This is a genomic window from Streptomyces malaysiensis subsp. malaysiensis (assembly GCF_040653035.1).
In the GTDB taxonomy this organism is placed as follows: Bacteria; Actinomycetota; Actinomycetes; order Streptomycetales; family Streptomycetaceae; genus Streptomyces; species Streptomyces malaysiensis.
This window is the reverse complement of the sequence record NZ_JBEZNG010000024.1, coordinates 114,702-136,707: the sequence shown is the minus strand read 5'-3', so window position 1 is coordinate 136,707 and position 22,006 is coordinate 114,702. Positions and strand designations below refer to the sequence as shown.

Below are 22,006 nucleotides of genomic sequence, written 5' to 3'. Positions count from 1 at the left end.
CGGGGACGGCGTAATGGCGACGGCGAACGAAGAGAAGTACCTCGACTACCTCAAGCGGGCCACCACCGACCTGCGCGAGGCGCGGCGGCGGCTGCGCGAGGTCGAGGAGCGCGAGCAGGAGCCCATCGCCATCGTGGCGATGAGCTGCCGCTACCCCGGCGGGGTCAGCACCCCCGAGGAGCTGTGGCAGCTCGTCGCCCGCGGCGGTGACGCGGCCACGCCGTACCCCACCAACCGCGGCTGGGCCACCGACGTCCTCTTCGAGCCGGACCCCGACAGCGGCCAGGAGCCGTATGTCCACGAGGGCGGATTCCTGCACGACGCGGCCGACTTCGACCCCGCGTTCTTCGGCATCTCGCCGCGCGAGGCCCTCGCCATGGATCCCCAGCAGCGGCTGCTGCTGGAGACCTCCTGGGAGGCGTTCGAGCGCGCGGGCATCGACCCGACCACGCTCCAGGGCAGCCCGACCGGTGTGTTCGCGGGCGTGATGTACCACGACTACGCCTCCCGGCTGTTCTCCGCGCCCGAGGACGTCGAGGGCTTCCTCGGCAACGGCAGCTCCGGCTCCATCGCCTCCGGCCGCGTCGCCTACACCTTCGGCCTGGAGGGGCCGGCCGTCACCATCGACACGGCCTGCTCCTCCTCCCTGGTCGCCCTGCACTTCGCCGCGCAGGCGCTGCGCCGCCGGGAGTGCTCGCTGGCCCTGGCCGGCGGTGTCACCGTCATGTCCACTCCCGGCACCTTCACCGAGTTCAGCCGGCAGCGCGGGCTCGCGGCCGACGGCCGTTGCAAGTCCTTCGCGGCCGCCGCCGACGGCACCGGCTGGGGCGAGGGCGCGGGCATGCTGCTGCTGGAGCGGCTCTCCGACGCCCGCGCCAACGGCCACCCGGTGCTCGCCCTCGTCCGCGGCAGCGCGATCAACCAGGACGGCGCCAGCAGCGGGCTGACCGCGCCCAACGGCCCCTCGCAGCAGCGCGTCATCCGCCGGGCCCTGGCCTCCGCCCGGCTCTCCGCCGGGCAGGTCGACGTGGTCGAGGCCCACGGCACGGGCACCACACTGGGCGACCCCATCGAGGCCCAGGCCCTGCTCGCCACCTACGGGCGCAACCACGACGAGGACCAGCCGCTGTGGCTGGGCTCCATCAAGTCCAACATCGGCCACACACAGGCCGCCGCTGGCGTCGCGGGCATCATCAAGATGGTCATGGCGATGCGCCACGGGACGCTTCCGCGGACCCTCCACGTCGACCAGCCCACTCCCAACGTCGACTGGTCGGCGGGCGCCGTCTCGCTCCTCACCGAGGGGCGCGCCTGGCCCGACACCGGCCAGCCGCGCCGGGCCGCGGTGTCCTCGTTCGGCATCAGCGGCACCAACGCGCACACCATCCTGGAGCAGGCGCCGGAGCCGGAGGAGACAGAGGCCGCGAAGACGGCCGCCGGCGCCCCGGCCGCCGAGGCCCGCGCCACCGCGCTGCCGCTGTGGACCGTGGCGGCCAAGAGCCGCCCCGCGCTGCGCGCGCAGGCCGCGAACCTGCGCGCCCACCTCGAGGCCCACCCCGAACAGCGCCTCACCGACGTCGGCTTCTCGCTGGCCATCGGCCGGGCGGCCTTCGAACACCGGGCGGCGATCGTCGCCGACGACCGCGAGGGCCTGATACGGGCCCTCGACGCACTCTCCCGCGAGGAGCCCGCGACCGGGCTGGTCGAGGGCAAGGTCGCCAGTGGCAAGGTGGCGTTCCTGTTCACGGGGCAGGGGAGTCAGCGGCTGGGGATGGGGCGTGAGCTGTATGACGCCTATCCGGTGTTCGCGGATGCGCTGGACGCGGTCTGCGATGAGCTGGACGCGCATCTGGAACGGCCGTTGAAGACGGTGGTGTTCGGGGAGGACGCGGAGGCGCTGGATCGGACGGGGTTCACTCAGCCTGCTTTGTTCGCGGTTGAGGTGGCGTTGTTCCGGTTGGTGGAGGCGTGGGGGCTGCGGCCCGACTTCCTGTCCGGCCATTCGATCGGTGAGGTCGCTGCCGCGCATGTGGCGGGTGTGCTGTCGCTGGCGGACGCGTGCCGGTTGGTGGCGGCGCGTGGCCGTCTGATGCAGGAGCTTCCGGCCGGTGGCGCGATGATCGCGGTGCAGGCGTCGGAGGACGAGGTGGCGCCGCTGCTCGGCGAGCGTGTCTCGATTGCCGCGCTGAATGGGCCGACGTCGGTGGTCATCGCGGGTGATGAGGATGCGGCTGTCGCGATCGCGGCTGGTTTCGAGGCGCAGGGTCGTAAGACCAAGCGGCTCACGGTCAGCCACGCCTTCCACTCGCCGCGTATGGACGGCATGTTGGACGCGTTCCGTAAGGTGGCGCGGGGGCTGTCGTACGAGGCGCCGAAGATCCCCATCGTGTCGAATCTGACCGGTGGTGTGGTGTCCGCCGAGGAGATCACGACCGCCGACTTCTGGGTGCGCCATGTCCGCGAGGCCGTCCGCTTCCTCGATGGGATGCGGACGCTGGAGGAGCGCAACGTCACGACGTTCGTGGAGCTGGGCCCGGACGGTGTGCTCACCGCCATGGCCCAGGACTGCCTGACCCGTGACGACGCCACCCTTGTCGCCACACTGCGCTCCGGCCGCCCGGAGCTCCAGAGCCTGGCCACCGCCGTCGCCGGGGCCCATGTCCACGGTGTCTCCCCGGACTGGGCCGCCGTGTTCGCCGGGACGGAGACCGCGCGCACGGACCTTCCGCTCTACCCCTTCCAGCGCGAGAGCTACTGGCTCGACACCGGCTACTGGGCGGGCGACATGGCGTCCGCCGGGCTCGGCGCGGCCGACCACCCGCTGCTGGGCGCAGCGGTGGCGCTCGCCGACTCCGACGGCTTCCTCTACACCGGCCGGCTCGCCCTGGACACCCACCCCTGGCTGGCCGACCACTCGGTGGCGGGCTCGGTGCTGCTGCCCGGCACGGCCTTCGTGGAGCTGGCGATCCGCGCCGGTGACCAGGTCGGTTGCGAGCTGCTGGAGGAGCTGACGCTGGAGGCGCCGCTGGTGCTTCCCGAGGTGGGCGGTGTCCAGCTTCAGCTGTCGGTGGGTACGCCCGACGGTTCGGGGCGGCGCTCGCTGACGGTGTACTCGCGGTTCGAGGACGCGGCGGTCGACGAGCCATGGGTGCGGCATGCCTCGGGTGTGCTGGGCTCGGGCGCGCCCGCGGCGTCGTTCGACCTGGCCGCGTGGCCCCCGGCGGGGGCTTCGGCGCTGCCGGTCGAGGGGCTCTACGAGGGGCTGGCCGAGGCCGGGCTGGTGTACGGCCCGCTGTTCCGTGGCCTGACGTCCGCCTGGCGGCTGGGCGATGAGGTCTACGCGGAGCTGGAGCTGCCGGAGGGCGCGCGGTCCGAGGCGGGCGCGTTTGGTCTGCATCCGGCGCTGCTGGACTCGGCTCTGCATGCGGTGGGTCTTGGTGGTCTGATCGAGGGCGAGGGCGCCCGGCTGCCGTTCTCGTGGTCCGGTGTGTCGTTGCACGCGGTGGGTGCTTCGGTGTTGCGGGTGCGGCTGTCCGCGTCCGGTTCCGACGCGGTGTCGCTCGCGGTGGCCGATGGCGCGGGGCGCGCCGTGCTGTCGGTGGATTCGCTGGTGCTGCGGCCGGTGTCCGTCGAGCAGATCCACGGCGCGCGGGGTGGCCGTCAGGAGTCGCTGTACCGGGTGGACTGGACCGAGGTGTCCGCCCAGGGCACGCCGGGACGCTGGGCTCTGCTGGGGTCCGACGCCCCGGGCTTGACGTCGGCTGCGCAGCGGTTGGGGACCTTCGCCGACCTGGACGCGCTGGCCACGGCGGTCGAGTCGGGCGCCACGGCGCTGCCGGATGATGTGGTGGTCGCCTTGCCGATGGGCCTTGCGGCGATGGAGGCTGCCGGGCTTTCTCCAGCCGGTCTGGCGTTTGTGGACCGGGGTCTTGGGGCGGAGTCCGTGGCCGGTGGGGCAATTCAAGCCCGTCCGGCGTTTGAGGACACGCCCGAAGGGCGTCTGGGGTCCTGGGGCTTGCCCCAGGTTTCGGGAAGGGGCGGGACTGGGGAAAGCTCCTCGCCCACCGAGACGGTGCACCGCGCCACAGCCCGGGCGCTGGAGCTGGTCCAGACGTGGCTGGCGGACGACCGTTTCGCCAACTCGCGCTTGGTCGTCCTGACCTCGGGTGCCGTGGCGGCCGGTGCGGATGAGCCGGTGGCCGATCTGGCGAATGCCGCTGTCTGGGGATTGGTGCGCTCGGCCGAGTCGGAGAACCCCGGCCGGTTCGTGCTGGTCGACGTCGATGGCGCGGCCGATTCGCTGGCGGCGGTGCCGGACGCGCTGGCGTCGGGTGAACCGCAGGTGGCCGTGCGGGACGGGGTGCTGCGGGCGCCGCGTCTGGCGCGGGCCGTGGCGGAGGCCGACGGGCCGGCGCCGGAGTTCGACGCCGACGGCACGGTGCTGGTCACCGGTGCGAGCGGCACGCTGGGCGCCCTGTTCGCCCGCCATCTGGTGGCGGAGCGCGGCGTACGCCAGCTGCTGCTGGTGAGCCGCCGTGGTGACCAGGCGCCGGGCGCGGCCGAACTCGCCACGGAGCTGGGCGAGTTGGGCGCCGAGGTGCGGTGGGCGGCCTGTGATGTCGCCGATCGTGGCGCGTTGGCCGAGGTGTTCGGGGCGATTCCGGCGGAGCATCCGCTGACGGCCGTGGTGCACACGGCCGGTGTGCTGGACGACGGTGTGATCGGTTCGCTGACACCGGAGCGGCTGGAGCGGGTGCTGCGCCCGAAGGTGGACGCCGCCTGGAACCTGCACGAGCTGACCCGCGACCTCGACCTCTCCGCATTCGTGCTGTTCTCGTCCGCCGCCGGTGTCTTCGGCGCCGCCGGACAGGGCAACTACGCCGCCGCCAACGCCTACCTGGACGCGCTCGCCCAGCACCGTACGGCGCAGGGCCTGCCCGGCACCTCGCTGGCGTGGGGCCTGTGGGCCGCCGAATCCGGCGGTATGGCCGGTGAGCTCGACCAGACCGATGTGTCCCGGATGAGCCGGGGCGGCGTCGCCGCGCTCGCCACCGATGAGGGCAAGGAGCTGTTCGACGCGGCCGGACGGGCGGGCGAGGCGCTGCTCGTCCCGGTGCGGCTGGACCTGGCGGCGGCGCGCGCCGAGGCGGCGTCCACCGGCGTGGTGGCGCCGCTGATGTCCGGCCTGGTGCGGGTTCCGGCGCGGCGTACGGCGGAGGGCTCCGCCGGAACGGGCGCCCTGGCCCAGCGGCTGGCCCGCCAGGGCGGGGCCGAGCGGCTGGAGACGCTGCTGGAGCTGGTCCGTACCCAGGTCGCCGCCGTTCTGGGCTATGGCAGCGCCGACTTCGTGGACCCCGACCGCGCCTTCCGCGACCTGGGCTTCGACTCGCTCACCGCCGTCGAACTGCGCAACCGCATGAACGCGGTCACCGAGTTGCGGCTCCCCGCCACCCTGGTCTTCGACTACCCGACCTCCCTCGTCCTGGCCGAACACCTCCGGGACGAACTGGCGGGCACCCGCGCCCAAGCGGGCCTGCCGGTGTCCACCGTGGGCGCGGTGGACGACGAACCGATCGCCATCGTGGCGATGAGCTGCCGTTTCCCGGGCGGGGTGCGCACCCCCGAGGACCTGTGGCGGCTGCTGGCCGCCGGCCAGGACGCGATCTCCGGCTTCCCCGTGGACCGTGGCTGGGACCTGGACGCGCTCTACCACCCGGACCCGGAGCACCCCGGCACCTCGTACACCCGCGAGGGCGGTTTCCTCCACGACGCCGCCGAGTTCGACCCCACCTTCTTCGGGATCTCCCCGCGTGAGGCCCTCGCCACCGATCCGCAGCAGCGGTTGCTGCTGGAGACGTCGTGGGAGGCGTTCGAGCGCGCGGGCATCGACCCGACGACGCTGCGCGGCAGCCGTACCGGTGTGTTCGCGGGCGTGATGTATCACGACTACGCCACGCTCGTGGAGCAGGCCCCGGACGGCGGCGGCGAGGGCGCGATCGGCTCCGGCAGCACGGGCTCCATCGCCTCCGGCCGCGTCGCCTACGCCCTCGGCCTCGAGGGCCCGGCGGTCACCGTCGACACGGCGTGCTCGTCGTCGCTGGTGGCGCTGCACTGGGCGATCCAGGCGCTGCGCACGGGCGAGTGCACGATGGCGCTGGCCGGTGGTGTCACGGTGATGGCCACCCCCGGCACGTTCGTCGGCTTCAGCCGCCAGGGCGGGCTGTCCGCCGACGGCCGCTGCAAGGCGTTCGCGGCGGACGCGGACGGCACGGGCTGGGCCGAGGGCGCGGGCATGCTGCTGGTCGAGCGGCTGTCGGACGCGCGCAGGAACGGCCATCCGGTGCTGGCGATCGTGCGTGGCTCTGCGGTCAACCAGGACGGTGCGTCGAACGGTCTGACGGCGCCGAATGGCCCGTCCCAGCAGCGTGTCATCCGGCAGGCGCTGGCCGCCGCCGGGCTGTCGGTCGGCGATGTGGACGCGGTCGAGGCGCACGGTACGGGTACGACGCTGGGTGACCCGATCGAGGCGCAGGCGCTGCTCGCTACATACGGCCAGGAGCGGGACACCGAACGGCCGCTGCTGCTCGGCTCCATCAAGTCCAACATGGGCCACACCCAGGCCGCGGCCGGTGTCGCGGGCATCATGAAGATGGTCCTCGCCATACGGCACGGGCTGCTTCCGAAGACCCTCCACGCGGAGCAGCCGTCGCCGCATGTGGACTGGTCGGCGGGTGCGGTCTCGCTGCTGACCGAGCAGATGGAGTGGCCGGAGACCGGCCGTCCACGCCGCGCGGGCGTGTCGTCGTTCGGCATCAGCGGCACCAATGTGCACACGATCATCGAGCAGGCGCCGGAGGTACGGGCGGCCGAGGCTCCTTCGGCTCCCGCCGTGACTCCGGCGGTGGCTCCCGCCGTGCTGTCGTGGGTGCTCTCGGGACGGAGCGCGGCCGCGCTGCGTTCCCAGGCCGAGCGGCTGCTGGCGCATGTGGAGGCGCAGGACGAGCTGCGTCCGGTGGATGTGGGGTACTCGCTTGCGAGCGGGCGGTCGGCCTTCGACCACCGTGCGGTGGTGGCGGCCGAGAACCGCGATGGGCTGCTGGCTGGTCTGCGTGGGCTGGCCGAGGGCCGTGGCGCGCCGGGTGTGGTTGAAGGCTCGGTGGCCGGTGGCAAGGTGGCGTTCCTGTTCACGGGGCAGGGGAGTCAGCGGCTGGGGATGGGGCGTGAGCTGTATGACGCCTATCCGGTGTTCGCCGAGGCGCTGGACGCGGTGTGTGCGGAGCTGGATGCGCATCTTGAACGGCCTTTGAAGGACGTCCTGTTCGGGGACGACGTGGCTGTACTGGATCGGACGGGGTTCACGCAGCCCGCGCTGTTCGCGGTTGAGGTGGCGTTGTTCCGGTTGGTGGAGGCGTGGGGGCTGCGGCCCGACTTCCTGTCCGGGCATTCGATTGGTGAGTTGGCCGCCGCGCATGTGGCGGGTGTGCTCTCCCTCGCGGACGCGGCGAAGCTGGTGGCCGCGCGTGGCCGTTTGATGCAGGAGCTTCCGGCGGGTGGCGCGATGATCGCGCTCCAGGCGTCGGAGGACGAGGTGGCGCCGCTGCTCGGCGAGCGCGTCTCGATTGCCGCGCTCAACGGTCCCACGTCGGTGGTCATCGCTGGTGATGAGGACGAGACTGTCGCGATCGCGGCGGGCTTCGAGGCGCAGGGTCGTAAGACCAAGCGGCTCACCGTAAGCCATGCGTTCCATTCCCCTCGCATGGACGGGATGCTGGACGCGTTCCGCGAGGTGGCCGAGGGGCTGTCGTACGAGGCCCCGCGTATCCCGATCGTGTCGAATCTGACCGGTGGCGTGGTGTCCGCCGAGGAGATCACGACTGCCGACTTCTGGGTGCGCCACGTCCGCGAGGCCGTGCGCTTCCTCGACGGTGTGCTGACTCTTGAGGCTCAGAACGTCTCCACGTTCATCGAGTTGGGCCCGGACGGTGTGCTCACCGCCATGGCCCAGGAGTGCGTCACCGACGCCGCGTTCGTCTCCGTCCTGCGCAAGGATCGCCCCGAGGCCGAGTCGCTGACCACCGCCGTGGCGCGGGCGTATGTCCGTGGTGTGGCGGTGGACTGGGCGGCCGTCTTCGCCGGTGCGGGCGCGGCCCGGGTGGATCTGCCCACGTACGCCTTCCAGTACGCGCGTTACTGGCCCGAGCTCCCGGCCGCCGTGGGCGGTACGGCCGGGCTGGGTCTTGCGACCGTCGACCATCCGCTGGTCGGGGCCGCCGTGCCGCTGGCCGGTGGCGAGGGGCTGCTGCTCACGGGCCGACTGGGGCTCGACACACATCCGTGGCTGGCTGACCACGCCGTGATGGGCTCGGTGCTGCTGCCGGGTACGGCCTTTGTGGAGCTTGCGGTTCGCGCGGGTGATCAGGTCGGTTGCGATCTGCTGGAGGAGTTGACGCTGGAGGCGCCGCTGGTGCTTCCGGAGGTGGGTGGCGTTCAGCTTCAGCTGTCGGTGGGTGAGCCGGACGGGTCCGGGCGTCGTGGGTTCGAGGTGTACTCGCGTTTTGAGGACGCGGCCGCTGATGAGCCGTGGCTGCGCCATGCCTCGGGTGTGCTCGTGGAGGGTGCGTCGGCGGCGTCGTTCGATCTGGAGGTGTGGCCGCCGGCGGGTGCGACGCCGGCGGCCCTTGACGGTCTGTATGAGGGCATGACGGGGCTGGGGCTGGCCTATGGCCCGGTGTTCCAGGGGCTGAAGTCCGCGTGGCGGGTCGGTGACGAGGTCTTCGCCGAGCTGGAGCTGCCGGAGGGCGCGCGGTCCGAGGCGGGCGCGTTTGGTCTGCATCCGGCGCTGCTGGACTCGGCTCTGCATGCGGTGGGTCTTGGTGGTCTGATCGAGGGCGAGGGCGCCCGGCTGCCGTTCTCGTGGTCCGGGGTCTCGCTGCACGCGGTGGGCGCTTCGGTGCTGCGGGTGCGGTTGTCGGCAGCCGGTTCCGATGCGGTGTCGCTCGCGGTGGCCGATGGTGCCGGGCGTGCGGTGTTGTCGGTGGATTCGCTGGTGTTGCGGCCGGTGTCCGTGGAGCAGATTCAGGGCGCGCGGGGTGGCCGTCAGGAGTCGCTGTACCGGGTGGACTGGGCTGAGGTGTCCGCGCAGGGTGCGGCTGGGCGCTGTGCGCTGCTGGGGTCCGACCCGCTGGGCTTGGCGTCGGCGGGGGAGCGGTTCGATACGTACGCCGATCTGGACGCGCTGGCCATGGCGGTCGAGTCGGGCGCCACGGCGTTGCCGGATGACGTGGTGGTCGCCCTGCCCATGAGCCTTGCGGCGTTTGAGGACAGGGGTGCTGGGGCGGAGCCCGCCGCTGGCGCGGCTCCGCATGCTGGCTCGGGTGCGGCAAATCAAGCCCGTCCGGCGTTTGAGGACACGCCCGAAGGGCGTCCGGGGTCCTGGGGCTTGCCCCAGGTTTCGGGAAGGGGCGGGACTGGGGAAAGCTCCTCACCCACCGAGACGGTGCACCGCGCCACCGCCCAGGCGCTGAGCCTGTTGCAACAGTGGCTGGCGGACGATCGCTTCGCCAACTCGCGCTTGGTCGTCCTGACCTCGGGTGCCGTGGCGGCCGGGACGGACGAGCCGGTGGCCGATCTGGCTCATGCCGCTGTCTGGGGATTGGTGCGCTCGGCGGAGTCGGAGAACCCCGGCCGGTTCGTGCTGGTCGACGTCGATGGCGCGGCCGATTCGCTGGCGGCGGTGCCGGACGCGCTGGTGTCGGGTGAACCGCAGGTGGCCGTGCGGGATGGGGTGCTGCGGGCGCCGCGTCTGGCGCGGGCCGCCGCCACGGGCTCCGGGGACGACGCGCCGGAGTTCGACGCCGAGGGCACGGTGTTGGTCACGGGTGCGAGTGGCACGCTGGGCGGTCTGTTCGCCCGCCATCTGGTGGTGGAGCGCGGTGTACGGCATCTGCTGCTGGTGAGCCGCCGTGGTGGCGAGGCACCGGGTGCGGCGGAACTCAACGCCGAACTGGTTGAGTTGGGCGCGAGTGTGCGCTGGGCGGCCTGTGATGTGGCGGACCGGGACGCGGTGGCCGCGACCCTCGCCACCGTCCCCGCCGAGCATCCGCTGACGGCGGTCGTTCATACGGCCGGTGTGCTGGATGACGGTGTGATCGGTTCGCTGTCGCCGGAGCGGTTGGAGGGGGTGCTGCGTCCGAAGGTGGACGCGGCGTGGAATCTGCATGAGCTGACGCGCGAGCTGGACCTGTCGGCGTTTGTGCTGTTCTCGTCCGCCGCCGGTGTCTTCGGCAACGCCGGGCAGGGCAACTACGCGGCCGCCAACGCCTACCTGGACGCGCTCGCCCAGCACCGGCGGGCACATGGTCTGCCCGGTACCTCGCTGGCCTGGGGTCTGTGGGCCGACTCCAGTGCGATGACGGGTGAGTTGGACGACGCGGATGTGTCCCGGATGAGCCGGGGTGGTGTCCTCGCGCTCTCCGCCACCGAGGGTCTGGAGCTGTTCGACACCGCCGGCCGTCTCGGTGAGACGCTGCTGGTGCCGATGTCGCTGGACATGGCCGCGCTCCGGGCGCAGGCGGGCAGCGGTGCGCTACCGCCGCTGTTCCGTGGGCTGGTGCGTGCCCCGGCGCGGCGTGCGGCGGAGGGTGTGGCGGCGTCGGGTGCGCTGGCGCGGCGGCTGGCCGGGCTGGACGCGGCGGAGCAGCTCGATGTGCTGCTGGACCTGGTGCGTACGAACGTCGCGACGGTGCTCGGATACGCCGGTCCGGAGACGGTTGAGCCCGACCGCTCCTTCCGTGAGCTGGGTTTTGACTCGCTGACGGCGGTGGAGTTGCGGAACGCTCTGGGTGTGGTGAGTGAGCTGCGGCTGCCCGCCACGTTGGTTTTCGACTATCCGACGCCTGTGGTGTTGGCGGAGTTCTTGCGTGCTGAGGTGGTGGGTGCGGCTGCTGTGGTGGCGGGGCCGGTGGTGGTGTCGGCGGTGGATGATGAGCCGATTGCGATCGTGGGTCTTGGTTGCCGTTATCCGGGTGGGGTGGAGAGTCCGGAGGATCTGTGGCGGTTGGTCATGGAGGGCCGGGACGCGATCTCGGAGTTCCCCACCGACCGTGGCTGGGACCTCGCGGCGCTCTACCACGAGGACCCGGACCACAGCGGAACGAGCTACGCCCGTGAGGGCGGCTTCGTGGAGGCCGCCGGCCACTTCGACCCGGGCTTCTTCGGCATCTCGCCGCGTGAGGCGCTCGCGATGGATCCGCAGCAGCGGTTGTTGCTGGAGACGTCGTGGGAGGCGTTCGAGCGGGCCGGGATCGATCCGGGTGTGCTGCGCGGCAGCCGTACCGGTGTCTTCGCGGGCGTCATGTACCACGACTACGCCTCGCTGCTGGAGCGGGTGCCGGAGGGCGTCGAAGGCTTCCTCGGTACGGGTAATGCGGCGAGTGTGATTTCTGGGCGGTTGGCGTACACGTTTGGTCTTGAGGGGCCGACGATCACGGTGGATACGGCGTGTTCGTCGTCGTTGGTGGCGTTGCATCTGGCGGTTCAGGCGTTGCGGAATGGTGAGTGTTCGCTGGCGTTGGCCGGTGGTGTGACGGTGATGGCGACTCCGGCGCCGTTTGTGGAGTTCAGTCGTCAGCGTGGGTTGGCCGGTGATGGGCGGTGCAAGGCGTTCTCGGCGGATGCGGATGGTACGGGTTGGTCCGAGGGTGCGGGCATGCTGCTGGTGGAGCGGCTGTCGGATGCCCGGAAGAACGGCCATCCGGTGCTTGCCGTCGTACGCGGCAGCGCGATCAACCAGGACGGTGCGTCGAACGGTCTGACGGCTCCCAACGGCCCGTCGCAGCAGCGGGTGATCCGTCAGGCGTTGGCGAATGCGGGTCTGTCGGCGTCCGAGGTGGATGCGGTGGAGGCGCATGGCACGGGTACCAGTCTCGGCGACCCCATCGAGGCGCAGGCGCTTATGGCCACCTACGGTCAGGAGCGGAGTGCCGAGCGGCCGTTGCTGCTGGGTTCCATCAAGTCGAATATGGGTCATACGCAGGCTGCCGCTGGTGTTGCGGGGATCATCAAGATGGTGATGGCGATGCGGCATGGTGTGTTGCCGCGGACGTTGCATGCGCAGGAGCCGTCGCCGCACATTGACTGGTCGGCGGGTGCGGTGTCGTTGTTGCAGAAGTCGGTGGAGTGGCCGGAGTCGGGCCGCCCCCGGCGCGCGGCGATCTCCTCGTTCGGCTTCAGCGGAACGAATGCGCACACGATCATCGAGCAGGCCCCGGCCGTCGAGGACGAGGCCCCGCGTGAGGTGGCGACGGCGCCTGGTGTGACGTCGTGGCCGCTGTCGGCGAAGACGGCCGACGCGCTGCGTGAGCAGGCCGCGCGGCTCCGTTCCTACCTGGACGAGCGGTCGGAGATCGCACCGGTCGACCTCGGCTACTCGCTTGCGACCACCCGCGCCGCGCTGGACCACCGTGCGGTGCTGGTGGCCGATGACCGCGAGGGCTTCCTGCGCGGTCTGGACACCCTGGCGCGTGGCGAGTCCGGCGCGGAGGTGACCCAGGGATCGACCGCTGTCGGCAAGGTGGCGTTCCTGTTCACGGGGCAGGGGAGTCAGCGGCTGGGGATGGGGCGTGAGCTGTACGACGCCTTCCCGGTGTTCGCGGAGGCGCTCGACGCGATCTGCGATGAGCTGGACGCGCATCTGGAACGGCCGCTTCGTGAGGTGTTGTTCGGGGAGGATGCCGAGGCGCTGGATCGGACGGGGTTCACTCAGCCCGCGCTGTTCGCGGTTGAGGTGGCGCTGTTCCGTCTTGTTGAGGCGTGGGGTCTGAAGGCGGACTTCCTCTCCGGGCACTCGATTGGTGAGCTTGCCGCCGCGCATGTGGCGGGTGTGCTTTCGCTGGCGGATGCGTGCACGCTGGTGGCGGCGCGTGGCCGGTTGATGCAGGAGCTTCCGGCGGGTGGCGCGATGGTCGCCGTCCAGGCGTCGGAGGACGAGGTGGCGCCGCTGCTGACCGAACGGGTCAGCATTGCCGCGCTCAACGGCCCGACGTCGGTCGTCATCGCCGGTGATGAGGACGCGGCCCTGGAGATCGCGGCCGGTTTCGAGGCGCAGGGCCGTAAGACCAAGCGCCTCACCGTGAGCCACGCGTTCCATTCCCCTCGCATGGACGGGATGCTGGACGCGTTCCGCGAGGTGGCCGAGGGCCTGACCTACGAGGCCCCGCGCATCCCGATCGTCTCCAACCTCACCGGCACCATCGTCTCCGCCGAGGAGATCACGACCGCCGACTTCTGGGTGCGCCACGTCCGGGAGGCCGTCCGCTTCCTCGACGGTGTGCGGACGTTGGAAGCCCAGGGCGTCACCACGTACATCGAATTGGGCCCCGACGGCGTCCTCACCGCCATGGCCCAGGAGTGCGTCACCGACGCCGAGGCCACGGGTTTCGCCGCCGTGTTGCGGGCCGGTCGGCCCGAGGCGCGGGCGGTCCATGCCGCCGTGGCGCGGGCGTATGTCCGTGGTGTGGCGGTGGACTGGGAGGCAGTCTTCGCCGGTACGGGCGCGGCTCGGGTCGAGTCGGCCGACCTGCCGACGTACGCCTTCCAGCGCCGCCGGTACTGGCCCCAGGCGTCGGCATACGGCGTCGGAGGCACGGCGGGGCTCGGGCTGGCCGCCGTGGACCATCCGCTCGTGGGTGCCGCCGTACCGCTCGCGGGCGGTGACGGTGTGCTGCTGACCGGGCGGATCTCGGCACAGACCCATCCGTGGCTGCTCGACCACGCCGTGATGGGCTCGGTGCTGCTGCCGGGCACGGCTTTTGTCGAGCTTGCGGTTCGCGCTGGTGACCAGGTCGGCTGTGACCAGGTTGAGGAGCTGACGCTGGAGGCGCCGCTGGTGCTTCCGGAGGTGGGTGGCGTTCAGCTTCAGCTGTCGGTGGGTGAGCCGGACGGGTCCGGTCGTCGTGGGTTCGAGGTGTATTCGCGGTTCGAGGACGCGGCCGCCGATGAGCCGTGGCTACGACACGCCTCGGGTGCGCTCGTGGAGAGCGCGTCGGCGGCGTCGTTCGATCTGAGCGCATGGCCGCCGGCCGGTGCGACGCCGGTCGAACTCGACGGTCTCTACGAGGGCATGGCGGGCCTGGGGCTCGCCTACGGCCCGGTGTTCCAGGGGCTGAAGTCCGCATGGCGGCTTGACGGCGAGGTCTTCGCCGAGTTGGAGCTGCCGGAGGACGGGCAGTCCGAGGCGGGGCTTTTCGGTCTGCATCCGGCGCTGCTGGACTCGGCTCTGCATGCGGTGGGTCTTGGTGGTCTGATCGAGGGCGAGGACGGGGCACGGCTGCCGTTCTCGTGGTCCGGGGTCTCGCTGCACGCGGTGGGTGCTTCGGTGCTGCGGGTGCGGTTGTCGGCAGCCGGTGCGGATGCGGTGTCGCTTGCGGTGGCCGATGGCGCGGGGCGTGCGGTGTTGTCGGTGGATTCGCTGGTGTTGCGGCCGGTGTCCGTGGAGCAGATTCAGGGTGTGCGGGGTGGCCGTCAGGAGTCGCTGTATCGGGTGGACTGGTCCGAGGTGTCCGCCCAGGGTGCGGCTGGGCGCTTGGCGCTGCTGGGGTCCGACGGCCTCGGCTTGGCGTCGGCCGGGCAGGGGTTCGACACCTATGCCGATCTGGACGCGCTGGCCACGGCGGTCGAGTCGGGCGCCACGGTGCTGCCGGATGATGTGGTGGTCGCCTTGCCGATGGGCCTTGCGGCGATGGACGCTGCCGGGCTTTCTCCAGCCGGTCCGGCGTTTGAGGACCGGGGTCTTGGGGCGGAGTCCGTGGCCGGTGGGGCAATTCAAGCCCGTCCGGCGTTTGAGGACACGTCCGAAGGGCGTCCGGGGTCCTGGGGCTTGCCCCAGGTTTCGGGAAGGGGCGGGGCTGGGGAAAGCTCCTCACCCACCGAGACGGTGCACCGTGCCACCGCCCAGGCGCTGGAGCTGGTCCAGACGTGGCTGGCTGACGATCGTTTCGCCAACTCGCGCTTGGTTCTGTTGACTTCTGGTGCAGTGGCGGCCGGTGCGGATGAGCCGGTGGCCGATCTGGCTCATGCCGCTGTCTGGGGGCTGGTGCGCTCGGCGGAGTCGGAGAACCCCGGCCGGTTCGTGCTGGTCGACGTCGATGGCGCGGCCGATTCGCTGGCGGCGGTGCCGGACGCGCTGGCGTCGGGTGAACCGCAGGTGGCCGTGCGGGACGGGGTGCTGCGGGCGCCGCGTCTGGCGCGGGCCGCCGTGGACACCGAGCAGCCGCTGGACGTCGATGCCGAGGGCACCGTGCTGGTCACGGGTGCGAGTGGCACGCTGGGCGCTCTGCTGGCGCGGCATCTGGTGGTGGAGCGTGGCGTACGGCATCTGCTGCTGGTGAGCCGCCGTGGTGGCGAGGCACCGGGTGCGGCCGAACTCAGTGCCGAACTGGTTGAGTTGGGCGCGAGTGTGCGCTGGGCGGCCTGTGATGTGGCGGACCGGGACGCGGTGGCCGCGACCCTCGCCACCGTCCCCGCCGAGCACCCCCTGACGGCGGTCGTTCACACGGCCGGTGTGCTGGACGACGGGGTGATCGGTTCGCTGTCGCCGGAGCGGTTGGAGCGGGTGCTGCGCCCGAAGGTGGACGCGGCGTGGAATCTCCACGAGCTGACCAGCGACCTCGACCTCTCCGCATTCGTACTGTTCTCGTCCGCCGCCGGTGTCTTCGGCAACGCCGGGCAGGGCAACTACGCGGCCGCCAACGCCTACCTGGACGCGCTCGCCCAGCACCGCCGGGCACATGGTCTGCCCGGTACCTCGCTGGCCTGGGGCCTGTGGGCCGACTCCAGTGCGATGACAGGTGAGTTGGACGAGGCCGATGTGTCCCGGATGAGCCGGGGCGGCGTCGTCGCGCTCTCCGCCACCGAGGGCCTGGAGCTGTTCGACGCCGCGTACCGCACCGACGAGGCGCTGCTCGTGCCCGTGCGGCTCGACCTCGCCACGATGCGCGCCGAGGCGGCGTCCACCGGTGTGGTCGCGCCGCTGCTGCGCGGGCTGGTGCGGGTTCCGGCGCGGCGTGCGGCCGAGGGTGCGGCGGCGTCGGGTGCGCTGGCGCGGCGGCTCGCCGGTCTGAACGAGGACGAGCAGCTCGGCGCCCTGCTGGAGCTGGTCCGTACGCAGGTCGCCGCCGTACTCGGCCATGACTCGCTGGACACCGTCGAACCGCATCGCTCCTTCCGTGAGCTGGGTTTTGACTCGCTGACGGCGGTGGAGTTGCGGAACGCTCTGGGTGTGGTGAGTGAGCTGCGGCTGCCTGCGACGTTGGTTTTTGACTATCCGACGCCTGTGGTGTTGGCGGAGTTCTTGCGTGCTGAGGTGGTGGGTGCGGCTGCTGTGGTGGCGGGGCCGGTGGTGGTGTCGGCGGTGGATGATGAGCCGATTGCGATTGTGGGTCTTGGTTGCCGTTATCCGGGTGGGGTGGAGAGTCCGGAGGATCTGTGGCGGCTGGTCATGGAGGGCCGGGACGCGATCTCGGAGTTCCCCACCGACCGTGGCTGGGATCTGGACGGCCTCTACCACCCGGACCCCGACCACCCGGGCACTTCGTACTCCCGCGAGGGCGGCTTCGTCGACCGGGCGGGCCACTTCGACCCGGCGTTCTTCGGTATTTCGCCGCGTGAGGCCCTCGCCATGGACCCGCAGCAGCGGTTGCTGCTGGAGACGTCGTGGGAGGCGTTCGAGCGCGCGGGCATTGACCCGGGCGTGCTGCGCGGCAGCCGTACCGGTGTCTTCGCCGGTGTGATGTACCACGACTACGCCTCCTCGCTCCCGGCGCTTCCGGAAGGCGTGGAGGGATTCGTCGGTACGGGTAATGCGGCGAGTGTGATTTCTGGGCGGTTGGCGTACACGTTTGGTCTTGAGGGGCCGACGATCACGGTGGATACGGCGTGTTCGTCGTCGTTGGTGGCGTTGCATCTGGCGGTTCAGGCGTTGCGGAACGGTGAGTGTTCGCTGGCGTTGGCCGGTGGTGTGACGGTGATGGCGACTCCGGCGCCGTTTGTGGAGTTCAGTCGTCAGCGTGGGTTGGCCGGTGATGGGCGGTGCAAGGCGTTCTCGGCGGATGCGGATGGTACGGGTTGGTCCGAGGGTGCGGGCATGCTGCTGGTGGAGCGGCTGTCGGATGCGCGGAAGAACGGCCATCCGGTGCTCGCCGTCGTACGCGGCAGCGCGATCAACCAGGACGGTGCGTCGAACGGTCTGACGGCTCCCAACGGCCCGTCGCAGCAGCGCGTGATCCGTCAGGCGTTGGCGAATGCGGGTCTGTCGGCGTCCGAGGTGGATGCGGTGGAGGCGCATGGCACGGGTACCAGTCTCGGTGACCCGATTGAGGCGCAGGCGCTTATGGCCACCTACGGTCAGGAGCGGGATGGGGAGCGGCCGTTGCTGCTGGGTTCCATCAAGTCGAATATGGGTCATACGCAGGCTGCCGCTGGTGTTGCGGGGATCATCAAGATGGTGATGGCGATGCGGCATGGTGTGTTGCCGCGGACGTTGCATGCGCAGGAGCCGTCGCCGCATATTGACTGGTCGGCGGGTGCGGTGTCGTTGTTGCAGGAGTCGGTGGAGTGGCCGGAGTTGGGTCGTCCCCGGCGTGCGGCGATCTCCTCGTTCGGCTTCAGCGGCACCAACGCCCACACGATCATCGAGCAGGCCCCCGAGCCCGAGCCGGCGGAGGCCCCCGCTGCCCCGGTCGCCAAGCCGTCCGTTCTGCCGTGGGTGCTCTCCGGCAAGAACACCGACGCGCTGCGTGCCCAGGCCGAGCGGCTGCTCGCCGATCTCGACCGGCGCCCCGAGGTGTCGCTCACCGACCTCGGCTACTCGCTCGCGACCACCCGCGCCGCGTTGGACCACCGCGCGGTGGTCGTCGGCGGGGACCGCGACGGGCTGGTCGAGGGGCTGGAGGCGCTGGCGCGCGGAGAGTCGACGGCAGGGCTCACGCAGGGCGCGGTGGCCGACGGCAAGGTGGCCTTCCTGTTCACCGGGCAGGGCAGCCAGCGGCTCGACATGGGCCGCGAGCTCTACGACGCCTACCCGGCGTTCGCCGAGGCGCTGGACGCGGTCTGCGATGAGCTGGACACGTACCTCGAACGGCCTCTGAAGACCGTGATGTTCGGCGAGGACGCGTCCGCGCTCGACCGGACCGGCTTCACCCAGCCCGCGCTGTTCGCCATCGAGGTGGCGCTGTTCCGGCTGGTCGGGACCTGGGGTCTGAAGGCGGACTTCCTCTCCGGGCACTCGATCGGTGAGCTGGCCGCCGCGCATGTGGCGGGTGTGCTGTCGCTCGCCGACGCGGCGAAGCTGGTGGCGGCCCGGGGCCGTCTGATGCAGGAGCTTCCGGCGGGTGGCGCGATGATCGCGCTCCAGGCGTCGGAGGACGAGGTGGCGCCGCTGCTCACCGAGCGCGTGTCGATCGCCGCCCTCAACGGCCCGACGTCGGTGGTCATCGCCGGTGACGAGGACGAGGCTGTCGCGATTGCGGCGGCCTTCGAGGCCCAGGGCCGTAAGACCAAGCGCCTCACGGTGAGCCACGCCTTCCACTCGCCCCGCATGGACGGCATGCTGGACGCCTTCCGCGAGGTGGCGCAGAGTCTGTCGTACGAGGCCCCGCGTATCCCGATCGTCTCCAACCTCACCGGCACCATCGTCTCCCCGGACGAGATCGCGACCCCCGACTTCTGGGTGCGCCACGTCCGCGAAACCGTCCGCTTCCTCGATGGCGTCCGCACTCTCGAAGCCCAGGGTGTCACCACCTACCTCGAACTCGGCCCCGACGGTGTCCTCACCGCCATGGCCCAGGAGTGCGTCACCGGCACCGATGCGGCGGTGGGCTTCGCCGCCGCGCTGCGCAAGGGCCGTCCCGAGGCCGAGGCGCTGGTGACAGCCCTCGCGCGGGCCCATGTCCGTGGTGTGACGGTGGACTGGGCGGCGTTCTTCGCCGGGACCGGTGCCCACCGCACCGAGCTGCCGACGTACCCCTTCCAGCGCGAGCGCTACTGGCTGGAGGCGCCCGCCGGCGCCGTCGGCGATGTGGTCTCGGCCGGGCTCGGCTCGGCGGACCACCCGCTGCTGGGCGCGGCGGTGGAGCTGCCGGACTCCGAGGGCGTCCTCTTCACGGGCCGGCTCTCGCTCCGTACGCACCCCTGGCTGGCCGACCACGCCGTGATGGACACCGTGCTGCTGCCCGGTACGGCGCTGGTCGAGCTGGCGGTGCGCGCCGGTGACCAGGTCGGCTGCGATCTGCTGGAGGAGCTGACGCTCGAAGCGCCGCTGATCCTGCCGGAGCGCGGCGGGGTACAGCTGCGGGTCGCGGTGGACGAGCCCGACGGCCCCGACGGGCGGCGTGCGCTGACCGTCTACTCACGGCTGGAGGACGCCGCCGACGAGCCGTGGACCCGGCACGCCTCCGGTGTGCTCACGGTCGCCGGCCCCGCCGCCGTCGCCACCGGCCCGGCGGAGTGGCCCCCGGCCGCCACCGGGACCGCCGACCTCGAACCGCTCGACGTGGACGGGCTGTACGACGGCTTCGCGGCGCTCGGCCTCGGCTACGGGCCGGTGTTCCAGGGGCTGCGGGCCGCATGGCGGCGCGGGGACGAGGTGTTCGCCGAGGTGGCGCTGGACGAGGAGCGGCAGGGCGAGGCCCGTGCGTACGGGCTGCACCCGGCGCTGCTGGACGCCGCGCTGCACACGGTGGCGCTCGGCGGGTTCTTCCCGGCCGAGGAGGCGGGCCGGGCCCGGCTGCCGTTCTCGTGGGACGCCGTGCGGCTGCACGCGGTCGGCGCGGCCGCGCTGCGGGTGCGGGTCTCCCCGGCCGGTTCCGGCGCGGTGGCGCTGGAGGTCACCGATGAGGCCGGTGCCCCGGTGGTGTCGGTCGGTTCGCTCGCGCTGCGGCCGCTGGACGCCGAGCAGTTCGCGGGCGCCCGTACCGCACACCACGAGGCGCTGTTCCGTATCGACTGGGCCGCGCTGCCCGCGCCCGCCGAGCGGCAGCGGGCCGAGGACACCGCGCTGTGGGCCGTCCTGGACGGCACCGGCGGCGGCGATCTGAAGATCACGGCCGCGCTGATGGACGCGGACACCGGTATCGAGGCCGAGACCTACGCGGGGCTCTCCGCGCTCGCCGAGGCGGTGGAGGCCGAGGGGATCGCGCCCGATGTGGTCCTCGTGCCCTGCCTGCCCGACCTGGACACGCCCGGGGACACCGCGGGCGCCGCGCACACGGTCGTCCGGCGGACGCTGGCGCTGGTCCAGGAGTGGATCGCCGACGAGCGGTTCGCCGACTCCCGGCTGGTCCTGCTCACCCGTGGCGCGGTGGCCGTGACCACGGGCGACGACGCCCAAGGGGAGGTCGAAGGCGCCGAGGGTGTGGACGATCTGACGCACGCCGCGGCCTGGGGTCTGGTGCGCTCGGCGCAGGCCGAGCACCCGGGCCGGTTCGTCCTGGTCGATGTCCACGGCGACCCGGTCAACGGGGCCGCCGACGGCTGGCTCCCCGCCCTGGTGGCCGCGTTGCGCACCGACGAGCCACAGCTGGCCGTGCGCGCCGGGGCCGTCCACGCACCGCGCCTCGCGCGGGTGGCGGCCCTGGACGAGGCGGCCGTGCCCGGTCTCGACCCGGCGGGCACCGTGCTGGTGACGGGCGCGTCCGGCACCCTGGGCGGGCAGCTGGCCCGCCATCTGGTGACCGAGCGTGGCGCCCGGAGGCTGCTGCTGACCAGCCGCCGTGGCGCGGAGGCGGCGGGCGCCGCCGAACTCGCCGCCGAGCTGGGCGCGTTGGGCGCCGAGGTCGCCTGGGCGGCGTGTGACGCGGCCGACCGGGACGCCCTGGCCGAGGTCATCGCGTCCGTCCCCGACGGCCACCCCCTCACCGCCGTGATCCACGCGGCGGGTGTGCTGGACGACGGGGTCGTCGAATCCCTCACCCCCGAGCGTGTCGAGCGGGTGCTGCGGCCCAAGGTGGACGCGGCGTGGAATCTGCACGAGCTGACCCGCGGTCTCGACCTGGCCGAGTTCGTGCTGTTCTCCTCGGCGGCCGGTGTCTTCGGCAACCCTGGGCAGGGCAACTACGCGGCGGCCAATGCCTTCCTGGACGCCCTCGCCCAGCACCGCCGCGCCCAGGGGCTGCCCGCCACCTCGCTCGCCTGGGGTCTGTGGGAGGACGAGGGCGGCATGGCCGCGACCCTCGCGACCGCCGACCGGCAGCGGATGAGCCGCGGCAGCATGGGGGCGCTGAGCAACACCGAGGGCCTGGCCCTGTTCGATGTGTCCGGGCTCGCCGGACACGCGGTGCTCATCCCCGCCGCCCTGGACATCGCCGCCCTGCGCGCCCAGTCCACGGCCGGGGTCGCCCCGCTGCTGCGCGGGCTGATCCGCACCCCCGTACGGCGGGCCGCGGCCGGTGGCGGCGGGGCGGACGAGGCGGCGAGCCTCGCCGAGCGGCTCGCGGGCATGTCCGCGGCCGAACGGGACCGCTTCCTGCTCAACCTGGTCTGTGGCCAGGTGGCCACCGTGCTCGGCTACGGCAGCGCGGCGGCGATCGAACCCGGCGCGGCCTTCAAGGAGCTGGGCTTCGACTCGCTCACCGCCGTGGAACTCCGCAACCGGCTCGGCGCGGCCACCGGGCTCCGGCTGCCCGCCACGCTGATCTTCGACTACCCGACCCCCGAAGCCCTGACCGACCATCTGCGCGCGGAACTCCCGCACGGGGACGGCGCCGGTCCTTCGGTGTTCGGCGAACTCGACCGGCTGGAAGCCGCCCTGGCGGTGGCCGCGGACGACAGCGTCACCCGCTCCAGGATCACCATGCGCCTCCAGGCGCTCCTGGCGAAGTGGAACGACGCCCAGGACGCGACCGGCGACGGCGAAACCGATGACCACGACCTCGAATCCGCGACCGACGATGAGCTCTTCGACCTGCTCGACGACGAACTCGGCTCCTCCTGAACGGGAGCGTTCTGAATCCAT

Annotated in this window: 1 protein-coding gene; it reads left to right on the top strand. The window is 72.0% G+C overall.

Annotated features, from left to right (window positions below; genetic code table 11):
- The first annotated feature begins 13 nt into the window (after window positions 1-13).
- Window positions 14-21,985, top strand: a complete 21,972-nt coding sequence (locus AB0E24_RS35740) for a type I polyketide synthase (RefSeq protein ID WP_359383458.1) — start codon at window positions 14-16, stop codon at window positions 21,983-21,985.
- Window positions 21,986-22,006 lie beyond the last annotated feature (21 nt).